The organism is Streptomyces sp. NPDC006259 (assembly GCF_042870975.1).
Lineage (GTDB): Bacteria > Actinomycetota > Actinomycetes > Streptomycetales > Streptomycetaceae > Streptomyces.
This window is the reverse complement of record NZ_JBIAHY010000004.1, coordinates 565,768-580,946: the sequence shown is the minus strand read 5'-3', so window position 1 is coordinate 580,946 and position 15,179 is coordinate 565,768. Positions and strand designations below refer to the sequence as shown.

Genomic DNA, 15,179 nt, shown 5'->3' with positions numbered 1-15,179 from the left:
CGGTGGGAGGTTTCACGGAGGTGCGGGGGTGCGCTCCGCCTGGTGCGCACCCCCGCGATCAGCCGTAGAGAGTTACGACTTCAGGAACAGACGGTTGATGTCGAGGAGGCTGGACACCGAGCCGTACCGGGCTCCACCGATGTTCGAACCGGAGAGCTGGAACTGCTTCGTGTACCACAGCGGCGCCGCCGGGAGGACGTTCTCCAGCAGGTAGTGCTGGGCTTCCTTCCAGGTCTTGGCGGCCTCGGTCGGGTCCTGGGTCAGGGCCTTCTGGATGAGCTCCTTGACCTTCGGGTCCTTGACGTGCGAGTAGTTCGGCGAACCGTCGGTGACCTGCGACGGGTCGTAGACCGGCGTGATGACGGTGCCGGGCGACGGCCAGTCCTGGCCCCAACCCGTGATGTACATGTCGTACGGGTTGCTGAGCTTGCCGATCTGCTCGTAGTAGCTCGCGGAGTCGACTTCCTTGGCGACGACGTCCAGGCCGACCTTGCTCAGGGCGTCCTCGATCGCGACCTTGCGCTTCTGGCCGGCCTCGCTGTTGGAGTAGGCGAAGACGACCTTCTTCTCCGCGGCCGGGACGTCCGCCAGCAGCTCCTTGGCCTTGGCGATGTTGCCCTGCGGCGTCTTGAGACGGCCGTACGGGTCGTACGTCTTCTCGTAGCCCGGCAGGGTCGGGGCGAAGTAGTTCGGGGCCACGTCGCCGCCGTACGCGCCACCCTCACCGGCGATGAGCGACTTGGAGTTGACGGCGTAGGTGACGGCCTCGCGGACCTTCTTGTTCTTCACGCGGTCGAGGTTGAAGGTCAGCTGCATGACGTAGGGCTGGTAGCCCTTCACCGTGCGCGCGTTGACCGCCGGGTTGCCGATGACGTCCTGGATCTGCGTCGCCTCGACGGCACCGGTGAGCTGGATGGCGTTCTTGTCGCCACCCTGGTCGGCGATCAGACGCTTGGTCTGGGTCGACTCGGTGACGCCGAACTGGAAGTTGAAGCCGTCCGGGTACTGGTGGCGCACGGAGTCGGTCTTCGGGTCCCAGTTGGTGTTCTTGGTGAGCACCAGGGCCTTGCCGACCTTGTACGACGCGATCTTGTACGGGCCCGTGGCGACGGGGGCCTTGTCGTACTTCTCCTTCGTGTCCGTCTTCGCGGGCACGACGGCGTAACCGGCCATGGCCAGCGTCTGCGGCAGGTCGGGGCGCGCCTGGTCGAAGTGGAAGACGACCGTCTTCGCGTCCGGGGTGTCCAGGACCGAGGCCGGCAGGTGCTTGCCGTCGTAGCCGCCGCCGGGCAGGAGCTTGCGGTAGTCGTCGGCGTACTTCTGGCCGGCGAGCCAGGTCTGCAGGTAGGGCGGGCCGTCGAAGATGAACTTCGCGAACTGGCGCTCGACCGTGTGACGGATGTCGGCGGACGTGATGGCGTTGCCGTTGGCGTCCTTGATGCCGTCCTTCAGGGTGAAGGTCCAGGTCTTGCCGCCGTCGGTGGACTTGCCCGAGTCGGTGGCGAGGTCGCCGGCGACCGAGACGTTGCCCTTGTCGTCCTCCTGGAACTGGGTCAGGCGGCGGAACAGCAGGTTGGCGACCTGACCGGCGTCGGACACGTAGATCTGACCCGGGTCCAGGTGGGAGAGACCCGCCTCCTGGTAGACCTGGATGGTGCCGCCGGCCTTGGCGCCGGGCACCTCCTTGGCGGGACCGGTGGAGCCGGCCGCGTCGATGTAGGAGACCGACTTCGACTGCGTCGCGGCCTCCTTCTGGTCCTTCTCGGAGTCCGCGCCGGACTTGCCGCCCTTGTTCTCGGAGCAGCCGGTGAGTGCCAGGGAGCCGGCCGCTATGGCGACCACGATGGCACGCGTTCTGCGTGAGGTGAACGACTTCATGTTGGCGAATGCACCTACCTGTCGGTTGTTATCCATGAGTACTGCCTGACGCGGCTGGTAGGCCGACGCGGGGGCGGCAGTCACCCCCCACCAATGGACGATCTACCGCCCGGACTTGGGGTCGAAGGCGTCCCGCACCGAGTCTCCGAGGAGATTGAAGGCCAGGACGAAGATCACCAGCGCCATACCCGGGAAGAAGATGAACGCGGGGTCCTGCTGCGCGTAGTCGGAGCCGGCGGCGAACAGACGCCCCCAGTCCGGGGTCGGCTCGACGAAGCCGACTCCCGCGAAGGAGAGGAAGGCGATGGTGAGGATGGTGCTGGGCAGTTGGTACGTGAACTGCACCAGGATCGGTGTCACCACGTTGGGCAGGATCTCCTTGCGGACGATACGCCACGGCGAGGCGCCGGAGACCTTGGCGGCCTCGACGAACTCGCGCTCCCGCAGGGACAGCACGGTGGAGCGGACCAGTCGGGACATGCCCATCCAGCCCAGCAGCCACAGCACGATCAGCATCGCGAGCGCCCGGAAGTAGGTGGGTGTCTCCTCCCGCGGGTCCACGAAGAACGAGGTCACCACGGGCATGAAGGCGATGAAGAACAGCTGCTGCGGGAACGACAGGAAGAAGTCGGTGACACGGCCGATCCAGTAGTCCGTCCGACCACCGAAGTAGCCACCGATGAGTCCGATGACGACACCGGTCGTCATCAGCAGGACGGTCACGCCGAACGCCATCAGCAGCGACGTCCGCATGCCGTACACCAGCATCGCGAAGACGTCCCGGCCGAACTGCGGCTCCACGCCGAACCAGTGGTCCCCGGAGATGCCTCCGAACCAGCCCAGGGGCAGTCCGAAGTCGTCCAGCACCGGCGTGTCCGAGTAGGTGGGGTCCTGGCCGTACAGCGTGTACGGATCGGTACCGCTGATCTTGGTCAGCAGCGGGGCGGCGAGGGCCACCACGATGTACAAAATCACTACCCAGGCGCAGACGACCCCGGTACGGTCGCGCTTGAAGCGCTGCCACATCAACTGGCCGGGAGAACGACCCTCCAGCTTCGCCTCACCCTTGACGGGCTCAGGTGTCGACTCGAGCTGGGGGTCCAAGGCAATCGTGGGCCCGGAGCCTTCAGCCTTGGCTGGACTGGTCATGTGTGTACTTCCCCCGGGGGGTTGGAGAGTTGAGCGCAGCACAGATACCGGCAGGTTCTGTGGTTTGGGGGAACTTTCGCCAAAGTGTTCAACGCGCGTCAAGGGCGAATGACATAGGGATCTCCCTACCGCCCATATTTTGAGGAAAAATTGCAAAGATTGACACCTGCGCGCGCTTGACAGGTGAGACAATAAATCGACATTTCGGACATATGCGTATCAAATTTTGTTTACACGTCCGAAACGCGTTGGCCGGATAACCGATAAACGGACGGCCACTCCCGTGACGCGAACAGCAGGCTCACAGGCTGCCCCCGACGCACCGGAGCACACCTCCAGGCACCCCTCGAGTCCGCCGCCACACCCACCCCGGAGCCGGCCACGCGGCGGCGGCCACACGGGCGGGACCCACACGGGCGGGACCCACACGGGCGGGACCCATGCGGGCGGAGCCCACGCGGGCACGCCGAAGCCCCGGCCCTCCCTCGGGGAGGGCCGGGAGCCGGCGTGCGGAGCGTCAGCCGTGCTTGGCGCGGCTCGCGGAACGGGCCCGCTCCCGCTGGTCGAGGACGACCTTGCGGATGCGAACCGCCTCCGGGGTCACCTCGACGCACTCGTCGTCGCGGCAGAACTCCAGCGACTGCTCCAGCGACAGCTTGCGCGGCGGGACGATCGCCTCGAACGAGTCGGCCGACGACGACCGCATGTTCGTGAGCTTCTTCTCCTTCGTGATGTTCACGTCCATGTCGTCGGCGCGCGAGTTCTCGCCGACGATCATGCCCTCGTACACCTCGGTGCCGGGGTCGGTGAACAGCACGCCGCGCTCCTGGAGGTTCGTCATCGCGAACGCGGTGACGGCACCGGCGCGGTCGGCGACCAGCGAGCCGTTGTTACGGGTCGTCAGGGTGCCGAACCACGGCTCGTGGCCCTCGTGGATGGAGTGGGCGATACCCGTACCGCGCGTGCCCGTCAGGAACTCGGTACGGAAGCCGATGAGACCGCGGGAGGGGACCACGAACTCCATGCGGACCCAGCCCGAGCCGTGGTTGGACATGTTGTCCATCCGGCCCTTGCGGACGCCCATGAGCTGCGTGACGGCGCCCATGTGCTCCTCGGGGACGTCGATCGTCATGCGCTCGACGGGCTCGTAGACCTTGCCGTCGACGAGCTTGGTGACGACCTGGGGCTTGCCGATGGTCAGCTCGAAGCCCTCACGGCGCATCTGCTCGACCAGGATGGCCAGCGCCAGCTCACCGCGGCCCTGCACCTCCCAGGCGTCGGGACGCTCGGTGTCCAGGACGCGGAGCGAGACGTTACCGACCAGCTCGCGGTCGAGACGGTCCTTGACCTGACGGGCGGTCACCTTGCGGTCCTTGACCGCGGCCTTGTTCTCGGCGCCCTTGCCGGTACCGCCCCGGCCGACCAGCGGCGAGGTGTTGGTGCCGATGGTCATCGAGATGGCCGGCTCGTCCACCGTGATGAGCGGCAGCGCGATCGGGTTCTCGGGGTCGGCGAGGGTCTCACCGATCATGATCTCCGGGATGCCGGCGACGGCGCAGATGTCACCCGGGCCGGCCTTCTCGGCGGGCTTGCGGGTGAGCGCCTCGGTCATCAGCAGCTCGGTGATGCGCACGTTGGACATGGTGCCGTCGCGCTTGATCCACGTGACGGTCTGCCCCTTGCGCAGCTCGCCCTGTTCGACGCGGAGCAGCGCGATACGGCCGAGGAAGTTGTCGGCGTCCAGGTTGGTGACGTGCGCCTGGAGCGGGGCCGCCTCGTCGAACTGCGGGGCCGGGACGTGCGACAGGATCGTGGAGAAGAACGGCTCCAGGCTGTCGCTGTCCTGCGGGACCGTGCCGTCCTCCGGCTTGGTCAGGGAGGCGACACCGTCACGCGCACACGCGTAGACGATGGGGAACTCGATCTGCTCCTCGTCGGCGTCGAGGTCGAGGAAGAGGTCGTAGGCCTCGTTCACGACCTCGTCGATGCGCGAGTCCGGCCGGTCCGTCTTGTTGATGCACAGGATGACGGGCAGGCGGGCCTGGAGGGCCTTGCGCAGCACGAAGCGGGTCTGCGGCAGGGGACCCTCGGAGGCGTCCACCAGCAGCACGACGGCGTCGACCATCGACAGGCCGCGCTCCACCTCGCCGCCGAAGTCGGCGTGACCGGGGGTGTCGATGATGTTGATGGTGATGACGTCCCCCCCGTCCTTGGGGTGGTACTTCACCGCCGTGTTCTTGGCGAGGATCGTGATGCCCTTCTCACGCTCCAGGTCGTTCGAGTCCATCATGCGGTCGTCGAGCGACTCGGCGGCGTGCGCGGCGAAGGCGCCGGCCTGCTTGAGCATGGCATCGACCAGGGTCGTCTTGCCGTGGTCGACGTGGGCGACGATGGCTACGTTGCGAATATCGTGGCGCGTGGCCATAAAGCGGCGATCTCCCGGAGTGTGAGGGCGGCCCTGCTGCGTACGTCCGTGTTACGCGGGCCCTGCCGGGCTTGACACGCCACGGCCTCACCCCATCGTACGTGGCCCGGCGGGGGACGGCCTCCGCAGGGCCGATCGGTCACCCGGTGATCACCGTTCGGTCACTTCCGCGCGGGGCTCGCGGAGGCCTTCGCGCCCTTCTCCAGGAAGCCCATGTCCTCGTAGACGGGGGTCTGGAAACCGAAGGCCCCGGCGTTGACCACGTTCTTCCGTACCGCCGTGAGCTGGGGACGCTGGTAGAGAGGAATCGATCCGGCAGCGGCCCAGATACGGGCGTCGGCCTTGCGGAGCAGCGAGCGGCCCTCCTTCTCGTCCAGCGTCGAGAGCGCCTGGTCGAACAACTGGTCGACCTGGTCGGTGCCGACCCGGGTGTAGTTCTGCTCGACGCTCAGCGAGCCGTCGGCGCCCGGGACCGGCTTGGCGTAGATCGGCCGGGCGTCGGTGGCCGGGAAGGCGGAGGCGGGCCAGGAGTAGAGGGCCAGGTCGAACTCGCCGGACGCGATGTGGTCCTTGAAGTAGCTCTCGTCGGACACCTTGGTGGTCTCCGTGCGGATGCCCACCTTCTCCAGCATCCGCGTGATCCGCCCGGCCACCAGGCGCAGGGACTCCGAGCCGGGGCCGGTCGGCAGCACGAACCGGAGCGTGAGCGCCTTGCCGTCCTTCGCCAGCGCCTCGCGCGCGGCACCCGCCGGGGCGGCGGTGCCCTTGGGGGCGTAGGCGCCGGGCGCGCCCTGCCGGTTCAGGTACTGCCTGCCGTCCTGGGCGAGCTGCCTGCCGTGGTCCTCGTGGTCGCGGCCGTGCTCCGTGGGCGCCTTGCCGTCCTGGCCGACGATGTACGTGCCGTCGTCGCCGCCCTCGGACTTGTCGTCGCCGTCGGACTTCCCGCCCTCCTCGGACTTCCCGCCTTCGGACTCCTTCCCCTCGGAATCCTCGCCCTCGGCCCCGGCGGCCTTCTCGCCCTTCTCGGGCTTGTCCACCGGGCCGCCCACCACCCAGCCGGCGTCCGCGAGCAGGGCCTGCGCCTCCTCGGTGTCCTGGCCGCCGAGTGCGCCGCTGTTGTCGGCGTACGCCTCCTGGCCGGAGAGCGCCAGGTGGCTGCCGACCGGCTCGGAGGGCAGGCCGAGCGGCTTGAGCACCACCTTCGCCAGCTCCTCGCGGTCGAGCGCCCTGGCCACCGCCCGGCGCACCCGCTCGTCGGCGAGGGGACCGTCGGCGCCGTTGAGGGCCAGCTGCGTGTAGGCCGGCTCCAGCGACTTGCGCACCTCGTAGCCGCGCAGTTCCTTGCGTTGCCGCTCCCAGGCGGCGACGGCCTCGCGGAGTTCCCCGCGGGCGTGGGTCTCCTCGTCGGCCGCGTCCTCCGCGTCGGTCGTGGAGTCGTCGACGACGGCCCATGAGCGCAGCGCCTTCGCCGCGGTGCGGCCGGCGCCGGGTCCGGAGAGCGGTCCGGCGGCGCCCGCGGCGCTGTCGATGCCATGGGCGGCGGCGGGGTCGATCTCGGCGAGGTCGAGGTCGCCGTCGGCGAGCCGGTCGGCCCGTTCGTCGCGGGGTACGGCGGTCAGCACGATCTCGGTCAGCTTGGCGGGCCGGCCCCACCAGCGCGGGTTGCGGGTGAGCCGGATCCGGTCGTTCTCGCGGTCGACCTGCTTGACGCTGAACGGCCCGGCGGTGACCTTGAGCTTGCGTCGCGCCCCGTCGTTGAAGGCGTCGGGCGTGCCCATGACGTCCTTGGGGTACAGCGGGGAGAACAGCGACCGCCAGTCGGCGTAGCGGCGGGCGAAGGTGACCCGGACCTCCAGGTCGTTGGCGCCCCGCTCGATCTTCTCGATGCGGTCGTAGCCGGCGTTGCGGGCGGTCCAGTAGGCGCTGTCCCTGCCGGACAGGGCGCGCCACTGGGCGGCGAAGTCGGCGGCGCCGATCTCGCGGCCGTCGCTCCACACCGCCTGCTGGTCGAGCCGGTACAGGACGACCTGCTTGGGCTCGGTGTCGACGACCTCGGCGGACTCCAGGAAGTCGGGGTGGCGCCGGGGCCGCCCCGTCGCGTCGAGCCGGTACATCGAGGGCAGGACGGCCTGCGCGACCCGGGTGGTGGTGGCGTCGGCGTCGGCCTGGAAGGTGTTGAAGGTGGCCGGCACGGCGTCCACGGCCCAGCGCAGGGTCCCGCCGTCGGCGATCTGGGCCCGGGCGGCGGGGGCGATGTCCTGGGCGGCCAGCGGCCGGCCGGCCCGGTCCTCGGAGGAGCAGCCGGACAGCAGGGGCACCGCGAGTGCTCCCGCGGTGAGGAGGGTGACCGAGCGCATGACCGCGCGGGGTCCGAGGCGGTCGTGGGACATCTCTGCTTACCTCCGGGAGCCGCGGGCGTTATGATCACTTTTGGCGGTATATGGAGCTGATCACATCTATTCGGCCACTGAAGAGGAAAGGGTTCGGCAGCGGACGGCGACACGGCGACCACAGCCGGGAAGCCCACCCGTGCGGCGCAACGCACCAGGGAGTGCACCCGTACGCCTCGGCCAATCGGTGCACATCCCTTCCCACCGGAGGGTGTGACGCGCAACACTCGCAGGCGCATGACCGTTGCCACCCACGGCCGCCAGGCCGACGGAAGCGAGGTACGTCATGTCCGTGCACGACGAACTGAGTTCGGTCCAGCGCTGCCTCGACGACCTGACCCGGTCGGTCGGGCGCCTGGAGCAGCAGATGGGCGGTGGCGGGCTGGACATGCGCCGCGTCCGCACCGACGCCGAGCACCTGCGGGAGAGCATCGGACTCCTGCGCGCGGCGGTGGCCACCCAGGTCGCGCCCGGGCGCCCCGATCTCGTCACCATGTCCGACACGCCGTACGACGACTCGCTGTGGATCGACACGGACGACGAGGGACTCGGTGCCCGCGACCGCCGCGCCCCCTGACCCGACCGGAGTCACACCTTGACCACTGGTACGGAACCCCGTCCCCCCGGCGGCGTGCGAAGCGGTACGCGCGCCGCCATCGACGCCCCGCACCTGCGGACCGACCGCTGGTGGCTGTCCCCGGCGCTCACCGCCGCCGGCCTGCTCGCCTTCGTCGTGTACTCGACCTGGCGGGCCTTCGCCGACACCGACTACTACGCGGCGCCGTACGTCTCGCCGTTCTACTCCCCCTGCCTGGCGGAGCGGTGCGAGCCGATGCGGGCCGGACCGAACTGGGAGATCTTCGGCGGCTGGTGGGGCGTCTCCCCCGCGATCATCATCCTGATCTTCCCCCTGGGCTTCCGCCTGACCTGCTACTACTACCGCAAGGCCTACTACCGGGGCTTCTGGGCGTCCCCGCCGGCCTGCGCGGTGGCGGAGCCGCACAAGAAGTACACGGGTGAGACCCGCTTCCCGCTGATCCTCCAGAACATCCACCGGTACTTCTTCTACGCCGCGATCGCGGTCGCCGGGATCCTGACCTACGACACCGTGCTCGCCTTCCGCGACGAGCACTACGCGTGGGGCCACATGGGGCTCGGCACCCTGGTCTTCCTGGTCAACATCGTGCTGATCTGGGCGTACACGGTCTCCTGCCACTCCTGCCGGCACATCGTCGGCGGCAAGCTCAGACACTTCTCCAAGCATCCCGTCCGCTACCGGATGTGGCAGTGGGCCGGAAGGCTCAACGCCCGGCACATGCAGCTCGCCTGGGCGTCGCTGGTGAGCGTCGCACTCGCCGACTTCTACGTGTACCTGGTCGCGTCCGGCGCCTTCGACGATCCACGCTTCTTCTAGACGAGTGAGGCCTTATCCGATGTCCGTGGTCGACCGGCAGGAGTGGGACGTCGTCGTGGTCGGGGCCGGTGGAGCCGGTCTGCGGGCCGCGATCGAGGCACGCGAGCGCGGCGCCCGTACGGCCGTGATCTGCAAGTCGCTGTTCGGCAAGGCGCACACCGTGATGGCCGAGGGCGGCATCGCGGCCGCCATGGGCAACGTCAACGCGGGCGACAACTGGCAGGTCCACTTCCGCGACACCATGCGCGGCGGCAAGTTCCTCAACCAGTGGCGGATGGCCGAGCTGCACGCCAAGGAGGCCCCGGACCGGGTGTGGGAGCTGGAGACCTGGGGCGCCCTGTTCGACCGGACGAAGGACGGCCGGATCTCGCAGCGCAACTTCGGCGGCCACGAGTACCCGCGCCTGGCGCACGTCGGCGACCGCACCGGCCTGGAGCTGATCCGCACCCTCCAGCAGAAGATCGTGTCGTTGCAGCAGGAGGACTTCCAGGAGAGCGGCGACTACGAGTCCCGGCTGAAGGTGTACCAGGAGTGCACCGTCACCCGCGTCCTCCAGGACCCCGCCGGCCGGGTCGGCGGGGTCTTCGGCTACGCCCGCGAGTCCGGCCGCTTCTTCGTCCTGGAGGCGCCCGCCGTGGTGATCGCCACCGGCGGGATCGGCAAGTCCTTCAAGGTGACGTCGAACTCGTGGGAGTACACCGGCGACGGCCACGCGCTCGCCCTGCTCGCCGGGGCGCCGCTGCTCAACATGGAGTTCGTGCAGTTCCACCCGACGGGCATGGTCTGGCCGCCGTCGGTGAAGGGCATCCTGGTCACCGAGTCGGTGCGCGGCGACGGCGGGGTGCTCAGGAACTCCGAGGGCGAGCGGTTCATGTTCGACTACGTCCCGGACGTCTTCAAGGACAAGTACGCCGAGTCCGAGGAGGAGGGCGACCGCTGGTACGAGGACGCGGACAACAACCGGCGGCCCCCCGAACTGCTCCCCCGCGACGAGGTGGCCCGCGCCATCAACTCCGAGGTGAAGGCGGGCCGCGGCTCCCCGCACGGCGGCGTCTTCCTCGACGTGTCCACGCGGATGCCGGCGGAAGTGATCAAACGCCGGCTGCCGTCCATGTACCACCAGTTCAAGGAGCTGGCCGACGTGGACATCACCGCGGAGGCGATGGAGGTGGGTCCCACCTGCCACTACGTGATGGGCGGCATCGCCGTCGACTCCGACACGGCCGCCGCCCGGGGGGTACCGGGCCTGTACGCCGCCGGTGAGGTGGCCGGCGGCATGCACGGCTCCAACCGGCTGGGCGGCAACTCCCTCTCCGACCTGCTGGTGTTCGGCCGCCGGGCGGGCTGGCACGCCGCCGAGTACGCGGCGGCCACCGCCCGGCCCGAGATCGACGACGCCCAGGTCGGCACGGCCGCCGCCGAGGCCCTGCGCCCGTTCTCCGCGGAGGCCGGGGAGCCCGGGAAGCCCGCCGGAAGCCCGCCCGAGAACCCGTACACCCTCCACCAGGAACTCCAGCAGACCATGAACGACCTGGTCGGCATCATCCGCCGGGAGGGCGAGATGGACCAGGCCCTGGAGAAGCTGGCGCGGTTGCGCGTACGGGCCGAGCGGGCCGGCGTGGAGGGGCACCGCCAGTTCAACCCCGGCTGGCACCTCGCCCTGGACCTGCGGAACATGCTGCTGGTCAGCGAGTGCGTGGCCCGGGCCGCGCTGGCGCGCACGGAGTCGCGCGGTGGCCACACCCGCGAGGACCATCCGTCGATGGACCGCGCCTGGCGCAACGTCAACCTGCTCTGCTCGCTGACCGAACCGGCCGGGGAGCCGTCGGCCGCCGACCCGGCACGCGACCGGATCACCCTCACCCGCGAGACCACCGAACCCGTCCGTCCCGACCTGCTGGCCCTCTTCGAGAAGGAGGAGCTGGTCAAGTACCTCGCCGAGGAGGAGCTGTCCAGTTGAGCACCTACGAGGCCCGTTTCAAGGTGTGGCGGGGTGACGAGCGGGGCGGCGGCCTGAAGGACTTCGCCGTCGAGGTCAACGACGGCGAGGTCGTCCTCGACATCGTCCACCGCCTCCAGGCCACCCAGGCGCCCGACCTGGCCGTCCGCTGGAACTGCAAGGCGGGCAAGTGCGGTTCGTGTTCGGCGGAGATCAACGGCCGCCCGCGGCTGCTGTGCATGACCCGTATGTCGGTGTTCGACCGGGACGAGACGATCACCGTGACCCCCCTGCGGGCCTTCCCGGTGATCCGCGACCTGGTGACGGACGTCGGCTTCAACTACCGCAAGGCCAGGGAGGTCCCGGCCTTCGTGCCGCCCGAGGGCGTGGCCCCCGGCGAGTACCGCATGTTCCAGGAGGACGTGGACCGGCCGCAGGAGTTCCGCAAGTGCATCGAGTGCTTCCTGTGCCAGGACACCTGCCATGTGGTCCGCGACCACGAGGAGAACAAGGCGGCGTTCGCCGGCCCCCGGTTCCTCATGCGGGTCGCGGAGCTGGACATGCATCCGCTGGACGCGGCCGAGGAGAGCGGCCTGGACCGCAAGCGCGCCGCTCAGGACGAACACGGCCTCGGCTACTGCAACATCACCAAGTGCTGCACGGAGGTCTGCCCCGAGGGCATCAAGATCACGGACAACGCGCTGATCCCCCTGAAGGAGCGGGCCGTGGACCGCAAGTACGACCCGCTCGTCTGGCTCGGGAACAAGATCAGGCGGCGGCCCTCGTCGGCGTGAGGGCCGCCGCGGGCGCGGTCAGGACGAAGCTCGCAGATATCCCGAGTGCGCCACGTGCCCGAGGAAGGTGAACCGGGTGTCGGTGGCCATGTGTTTGTCGAACGCCTCCCTGATGCCCGGCCACTTGGGGTGCCCGAAGTCGTCCAGCACGACGATGCCGCCGGGCGCGACGATCCTCTCGGCCCACTCCAGGTCCGCCGCGACACCGGCGGCCGAGTGGTCGCCGTCGACGACGATCACGCCGTAGGAACGGTCGGAGACCAGGGCCCGCACCCCGGGGTCCTCGGAGAAGCCCTGCTGGATCCGGGTCGCGGCGCCGGCCGCGCCCGCCAGCGAGAGGTTGGTGCGCACGGCGGCCTCACGGACCGGGGTGCCGGAGGCGTCGTCCGACATCGTGGTGCCGGGCTGCAACTGCGTCCCGGCGAGCGGATCGACGATGGTCAGCCGGGGGTCGCGGCCGGCGCGTTCCATCATGCGGATGAGGGCCGCGCCGAACATCCCGTACAGCGTGCCGATCTCCAGCATGTCGTCGTTCGGCGGGTCGAGCAGCGGTACGGCGGACAGCTTGCCGACGATGTTCATCGTGCCGCCGGCGATCCGGCCCACGCCCAGTGCCTCCAGGGCGACGAGGAGCCGGAACGCCTGGGCGACACCCCGCTCCGCGTCGTCCCGGTTGCCGGTCACGGCGGCGAGTTCGTCGATCAGCTGGTCCAGGTGGGTCGCCGACGGCATGCGCGCCATGCCGCGCCCGGTGCCGTCGAAGAAGAGTTCCAGGGGGTGTCGGCGGTCGCGGATCGCCTGGAGTTCCTGCCGCACCGCGTCGAGGGAGGCGTCGGTGGCGGCCCGCCCGCCGGTCCCCAGGGTGCGGCGGACCTGGCGCTCGACGCGCTGGTCGACGAGTTCGGCCACCGGGCGCAGGGCTCGGCGGACGGCCTTGCTGGTGAGGAGCGATCGCATCAGAGAGTGCCCTTACCGGGATAGGGGATGTGGACACTAGGGCGCCCACAACCCGTGCACAACCAACGCGGGCGCCCCCGGAGGCGAAGCTCGCATGACGTCCGGGCGACGGCCCGATGGCGTCCCAGGTGACGGGGTGGCGGCCCCGCTCGACGGGGCGAGGGATCGGGCGTCAGCCCACCCAGCCCTCGCGGTACGCCGTCCAGTCCGACTCCTCCGCCGCGAAGTCGACGTACAGGGCGACACCGAAGTTCGCGCGGTCGGCGTCCGTGCGGGACAGGCCGAGGCGGACGCCCCGGACTCCGGCGGGGACGGTCTCGGCGTGATTCCAGTGGCCGAAACGGTTCTCGTGGTAGAAGGGCAGGCCCATCAGGAGGTCGGTGGTGGGCGGGGTGACCTCCAGGGCGAGAGAGGTCTGCTGGGCGACATAGCCGCCGTAGGTGCTCTCCAACGGCTGGATCGTGTCGTACGACATGACGGCGATCTGGTCGACGCGGCGGGCCACCTCGCCGAAGAACTTCTGCGACCACCACTTCGGGTGACCGGTGGTCGTGCCCCAGAAGGAGTGGAAGCCGGGCACCGGGTCGATCTGGTGGGCGGCGACGGACAGGGGCGCGTCCTGTGCGGCGGTGACCCGGTGCAGGGCGTCCAGGAGGGTCAGGTAGTCCCGGTCACCGGAGTGCAGGGGCTCCAGGTCGAAATGGACGCCGTCGAAGCCGGTGGCGAGGATCTCGCGCGTGGACCGTACGACCGCCGCACGCGTCTGCGCGCGCTCCAGCCGCATGCCCTGGGGGGACTCGCTGGCGAGCACGTCACCGAGCCAGGCCTGGACGCGGATCCCCGGCATCTCCCGGTGGACGGCGGCGATGAACCAGCGGGCTCGGGGATACGACGACTCCGGAAGCGTGCCGTCGTGCTCCAGGGGCCCGGAGTGGACGTACAGGTCGCGGATGCCGGTGTCCTTCAGACGGTCGGCCAGGGCGGCGATGTCGGCGTCCTTCTTGCGGCCGTCCACCCAGGCGTGACCGAGCCAGAGGGCGTCCTTGCCACGGGTGTGGGTGCCGTCCGCCGGGTCGCCCATGTAGTTGACGCGCAGGGCGGTGAGGGCGACGAGGAGCGGGAGCAGGAGGAGGAGGGGGACGGCCAGGGCGATCCGTATCCTCCGGCGGACGCGCCGACGACGCCGTACGGCCGCCGCATCCTCGTCGGCCGCCGCGCCCTCGTCGGCCGCCGCATCCTCGTCGGCCGCCGCGCCCTGGTCGGCCTGCGCGGCCGGCACGTCGATGGCCGCATCGGCTTGGGTGTCCGCGCCGGGGTGGGCGTGGGCGTGGGCGTCCGTGCCCGTGTCGGTGCGCGCCGGGCCCGTGTCGGTGGCTGCCGCGCGCGGTCCGGTGGCCGCCGCGCCTCCCTCGGAGGCTGCCGCACGGGTGCCGGGCGCCCCGCCCGCGGCAAGCCTCACTCCTGCCTCAGACCTCGTCCCAGCCCCCACGTCCGCCTCCACCTCGGGGTGCGCCCCCGCGTCGGGGCTCGCCTCGGCCCCAGCTCCGGGTCCGTTCTCAGGCCTTGCCTCGGAGACACGCCTCGCATCGGCATCGGGCGCCACGCCCTCGTCGGACCCCGCGCCCGTGTCGGGCCTCGCCTCCGCGTTGGTACCGCTGGAGTGGTCCTTCACTGTTCCCCCTCTGCTCGGCCGCCCCACGCGCCCCGTCTCGGGCGTATCCCGGTCGCGTGGTCGCATGGCCGGCCCTACGCTCCCGAATGTGACGTCGTCCAAGCTCCGGGGCCGGTCTCGGCGGACCGGTCCGCACAGGTTCGTGCGGGTGGTGCACGCCGTACTGGGCGGAGCCACGGGAATCGTGTGGCTGGTGTTGCCGGGGATGACGACCGCGACGGACGCTTCGGTTGCGATCACCCGTCCCGCCGCCTCCGCCCCGGCGCCGGCCCCCGCCACCGCGGAGGACGGGGCGTCGGCCGCCGACCTGGTCCTGCCGCTCCTCACGGTCGGCGCGGCCGGGGCCCTCGCGGGGTACGGCTACCTCCGCCGCGTCCGCCGGACCCGCACCCGGACGACACCGGGCGGCCGCGTCACCCCCTCACCGCCGCACCCGGAACCGGGCGTCCCCGACGAGCGGGGCCGGGCGACCCCCGTCCGGGCCGTCGACCCGGAGAAGCCCGGTCCGGCGGGGTTCGCGCGCGGACCGAACGGCCCCGAGGAGCCACCCGCGTAGAGCGG

11 protein-coding genes are annotated in these 15,179 nt (G+C 70.3%); 5 read left to right on the top strand and 6 right to left on the bottom strand.

The annotated features are described in order from the left end of the window. Nucleotides 1-72: 72 nt before the first annotated feature. The 4 genes from ACFYO5_RS19240 to ACFYO5_RS19225 all read right to left on the bottom strand — a co-directional run bounded on the left by ACFYO5_RS19240 (nucleotide 73) and on the right by ACFYO5_RS19225 (nucleotide 7,842). Nucleotides 73-1,878, bottom strand: a complete 1,806-nt coding sequence (locus ACFYO5_RS19240; protein WP_356566153.1) for an ABC transporter substrate-binding protein — start codon at nucleotides 1,876-1,878, stop codon at nucleotides 73-75. Between the two features lie 102 nt (nucleotides 1,879-1,980). Further along, nucleotides 1,981-3,027 carry an ABC transporter permease gene (locus ACFYO5_RS19235; protein ID WP_388709974.1) on the bottom strand — a complete coding sequence of 349 codons (1,047 nt, stop codon included), beginning with the start codon at nucleotides 3,025-3,027 and terminating at the stop codon, nucleotides 1,981-1,983. A gap of 517 nt (nucleotides 3,028-3,544) precedes the next feature. Continuing rightward, nucleotides 3,545-5,452, bottom strand: a complete 1,908-nt coding sequence (gene typA, locus ACFYO5_RS19230; protein ID WP_356566149.1) for a translational GTPase TypA — start codon at nucleotides 5,450-5,452, stop codon at nucleotides 3,545-3,547. Between the two features lie 161 nt (nucleotides 5,453-5,613). Continuing rightward, the gene (locus ACFYO5_RS19225) at nucleotides 5,614-7,842 is read right to left on the bottom strand and encodes an ABC transporter substrate-binding protein (protein WP_388709971.1); all 2,229 of its coding nucleotides are present in this window, start codon (nucleotides 7,840-7,842) and stop codon (nucleotides 5,614-5,616) included. Nucleotides 7,843-8,128: 286 nt separating this feature from the next. On the opposite strand from ACFYO5_RS19225, the gene ACFYO5_RS19220 reads away from it, so the two are divergent. Genes ACFYO5_RS19220 through ACFYO5_RS19205 form a run of 4 tightly spaced genes read left to right on the top strand, consistent with a single transcriptional unit; the run spans nucleotide 8,129 to nucleotide 11,989 of the window. Next, nucleotides 8,129-8,419: a hypothetical protein gene (locus ACFYO5_RS19220; protein WP_388709969.1), complete on the top strand. Its 291-nt coding sequence runs from the start codon at nucleotides 8,129-8,131 to the stop codon at nucleotides 8,417-8,419. Nucleotides 8,420-8,437: 18 nt separating this feature from the next. After that, on the top strand, nucleotides 8,438-9,256 hold the full coding sequence (locus ACFYO5_RS19215) for a hypothetical protein (RefSeq protein ID WP_388709967.1): 819 nt from the start codon (nucleotides 8,438-8,440) through the stop codon (nucleotides 9,254-9,256). Between the two features lie 19 nt (nucleotides 9,257-9,275). Further along, nucleotides 9,276-11,216, top strand: a complete 1,941-nt coding sequence (locus ACFYO5_RS19210) for a fumarate reductase/succinate dehydrogenase flavoprotein subunit (protein ID WP_388709965.1) — start codon at nucleotides 9,276-9,278, stop codon at nucleotides 11,214-11,216. After that, entirely contained in the window at nucleotides 11,213-11,989 is a 777-nt protein-coding gene (locus ACFYO5_RS19205) for a succinate dehydrogenase/fumarate reductase iron-sulfur subunit (RefSeq protein ID WP_356566139.1), read from the top strand. The genes ACFYO5_RS19210 and ACFYO5_RS19205 overlap by 4 nt, the downstream gene beginning before the upstream one ends. Nucleotides 11,990-12,007: 18 nt before the next feature. Here ACFYO5_RS19205 and ACFYO5_RS19200 read toward each other — a convergent pair whose 3' ends face one another. Then, the gene (locus ACFYO5_RS19200) at nucleotides 12,008-12,946 is read right to left on the bottom strand and encodes a class I SAM-dependent methyltransferase (RefSeq protein WP_388709963.1); all 939 of its coding nucleotides are present in this window, start codon (nucleotides 12,944-12,946) and stop codon (nucleotides 12,008-12,010) included. Nucleotides 12,947-13,118: 172 nt separating this feature from the next. Continuing rightward, nucleotides 13,119-14,231: a hypothetical protein gene (locus ACFYO5_RS19195; RefSeq protein ID WP_388710430.1), complete on the bottom strand. Its 1,113-nt coding sequence runs from the start codon at nucleotides 14,229-14,231 to the stop codon at nucleotides 13,119-13,121. A gap of 475 nt (nucleotides 14,232-14,706) precedes the next feature. On the opposite strand from ACFYO5_RS19195, the gene ACFYO5_RS19190 reads away from it, so the two are divergent. Beyond that, a complete protein-coding gene (locus tag ACFYO5_RS19190) occupies nucleotides 14,707-15,174 on the top strand; it encodes a hypothetical protein (RefSeq protein ID WP_388709961.1) in 468 nt (155 codons plus the stop codon). Nucleotides 15,175-15,179 lie beyond the last annotated feature (5 nt).

Coding starts and splice junctions, on each gene's coding strand:
- ACFYO5_RS19220 (WP_388709969.1), top strand. CDS start 8,129: ATGTCCGTGCACGACGAACTGAGTTCGGTCCAGCGCTGCCTCGACGAC.
- ACFYO5_RS19235 (WP_388709974.1), bottom strand. CDS start 3,027: ATGACCAGTCCAGCCAAGGCTGAAGGCTCCGGGCCCACGATTGCCTTG.
- ACFYO5_RS19225 (WP_388709971.1), bottom strand. CDS start 7,842: ATGTCCCACGACCGCCTCGGACCCCGCGCGGTCATGCGCTCGGTCACC.
- typA (WP_356566149.1), bottom strand. CDS start 5,452: ATGGCCACGCGCCACGATATTCGCAACGTAGCCATCGTCGCCCACGTC.
- ACFYO5_RS19240 (WP_356566153.1), bottom strand. CDS start 1,878: ATGAAGTCGTTCACCTCACGCAGAACGCGTGCCATCGTGGTCGCCATA.
- ACFYO5_RS19210 (WP_388709965.1), top strand. CDS start 9,276: ATGTCCGTGGTCGACCGGCAGGAGTGGGACGTCGTCGTGGTCGGGGCC.
- ACFYO5_RS19200 (WP_388709963.1), bottom strand. CDS start 12,946: ATGCGATCGCTCCTCACCAGCAAGGCCGTCCGCCGAGCCCTGCGCCCG.